The 2062-nt window shown below is 73.8% G+C and carries 3 protein-coding genes; 2 read left to right on the forward strand and 1 reads right to left on the reverse strand.

Annotation, left to right across the window (positions count from 1 at the left end; all coding sequences use genetic code 11):
- Positions 1-59 precede the first annotated feature (59 nt).
- Positions 60-290 (forward strand): hypothetical protein, encoded by a 231-nt coding sequence (locus ACWEVO_RS35570; RefSeq protein ID WP_452311790.1) that lies wholly within the window; start codon positions 60-62, stop codon positions 288-290.
- Between the two features lie 110 nt (positions 291-400).
- On the forward strand, positions 401-1015 hold the full coding sequence (locus tag ACWEVO_RS35575) for a dihydrofolate reductase family protein (RefSeq protein ID WP_452311791.1): 615 nt from the start codon (positions 401-403) through the stop codon (positions 1013-1015).
- Positions 1016-1085: 70 nt separating this feature from the next.
- Here ACWEVO_RS35575 and ACWEVO_RS35580 read toward each other — a convergent pair whose 3' ends face one another.
- On the reverse strand, positions 1086-1943 hold the full coding sequence (locus ACWEVO_RS35580) for a hypothetical protein (RefSeq protein WP_452311792.1): 858 nt from the start codon (positions 1941-1943) through the stop codon (positions 1086-1088).
- Positions 1944-2062 lie beyond the last annotated feature (119 nt).

A 2062-nucleotide genomic window follows, 5' to 3' on the forward strand; every position in this document is an offset into this window, starting at 1 on the left:
TGGCCGAGCGGCCGGACGATCCGACTACCGCTCGGGCGCGCCGGCCATATCCTGGTCGGATGGCGGAACTCGCGGCGATCCTGCTGGTGGTGGGGGTGCTCGCCGCGGTCCTGGCGGCCCTGGCGTGGCTGGGGTCGCGGGTACGCCGGCGCGGGGTCGGCGGGGACGTCATGGGCCCGTTCGACGAGATCTGGCATCCGGCCGCGCACCGGTTCCGCGCCGAGATCGAGGTGCACGAGGAACGCGTGGTGCCCCTGCCGTCCGCCGACGGACGGCCGAACCGGCGCTGAATTGATGTGGGCCGGGTCACAATCCCGTACGGAGCTGTCGAATCGGCGGCCGCCGCCCGTCGGCACGATGAGGCCGCCACCCCGGCCGGCCAGCCGAAGGGAGCAGCACCATGCGACTCACCATCACCACGTTCCTGACCCTCGACGGCGTCATGCAGGCCCCCGGCGGGCGGAACGAGGACCGCAGCAACGGATTCGACCTGGGCGGCTGGCTGCCGCCGCACTTCGACGAGACCGTCGGCGGGTGGATGGGGGAGATCCTCGGCCGGGCCGACGCCCTGCTGCTCGGACGGAAGACCTACGACATCATGGCCGCCTACTGGCCGCACGTCACCGACCCCGCGGAGGGCGGCCCCGACAACCCGCTGAACCGGCTGCCCAAGTACGTCGCCACCGACCGGACGGACGAGCTGAGCTGGTCGGGCTCGCAGCGCCTCGACGGGGACCTGGCCACCGCGGTCACCGGGCTGAAGAACCGCCCCGGGGGCGAGCTGCAGGTGCACGGCAGTGGCACGCTGGCCCGCTCGCTGATGCGTGAGGGCCTGATCGACACGTACCACCTGCTGCTCTTTCCGGTGGTCCTGGGCCGCGGGCGGCGACTCTTCGCCGACGGCGTCCCGCCGGCCGGCCTGCGGCTGACCGACAGCCGCACCTCCGGCAGCGGGGTCACCCTGCTGACGTACGACAGCGTCGGCGCGCCGACGTTCGGCACCATCGGGGAATGAGCGGCGGTGGTCGGGCGGGCACCGAACGGCCGGTGACGGAACCCGTCACCGGCCGGTCAGCTCCTCTGGTTCAGCACCGCCACACGCGCGGTCCGAGGTTCCGCATGTCCTCGCCGGCACCGGTCCGCGCGTGCCCCACGACCAGCCCGGTGTCGGACACCGCCGCCGCGAGGCCGGTCTGCCCGGCGGGCACCTGGAGCTCGGCCGCTGCCCCGTCGCGCAGCACGGCGCCCATGACCACGACCCAACCGCGGGCGTTGACCGCCTCGCCGGGACCGTCCACCGTCAGCTGGGTCACCTCGCCGGACCGCAGGTTCCACAACGCCGCCGACTGGGACGGCCACAGGCCCCCCGCCGCCCAGTCGCCCTGCGCGGTGTAGGCGGCGGCCTTCTCGCCGGCCGGTGCGGTCAGCTTGCGGCCGTTGCCCCGCTGGTCCCACGCGTACGCCGTCTCGGCGGAGCCGTTCCGGTAGATCGCGCCGACGACCGTTCCGTCGTCGGTGATGTCGTAGACGTTGGCACCGTCGGGCAGCGGCAGCCGGACCGCGGTGGTCGACCCCGCCCGCCAGAGCAGGGCGAAGCTGTCCTTGCCCCCCGAGTTGCCGCGCGGCTCCGCGTTGATGACCACGTCACCCGCCGCGTTGATCGCCGGAGTCGGGTAGACGTGCCAGTCGCCCGGCGGGGTGCGCAACCGGGTGTACGCGCCCTTCTCGTAGCGGAAGACGTACTCCTGCCTGCCGTCCTCCACCAGGCCGACCGCGACCCCGTCGGCGTTGACGGCGGTCAGCTGAACCGACTTGCCGGGCACCGGCAGCGCCTGCGCCCGGCCGTCGGTCCACAGCACCGGTCGGAAGTCCTGCCCGACCACGGCGTTGCCGATGACGTACCGCCCGGTCGGGTCCACCCCGCCGGCCGTGACGTCCGTCATCCCGGCCGGCACGGGCAGCTCCGTCACCGGGCACCCGGCGGTCGCGGGCGTGGGTGCTGGCATCGCCGTGGTGGTCGCCTCCGCCGCCGTGTCCGATCAAGATGAGCAGGCTCGATCGA

This window comes from Micromonospora sp. NPDC003776 (genome assembly GCF_053605645.1).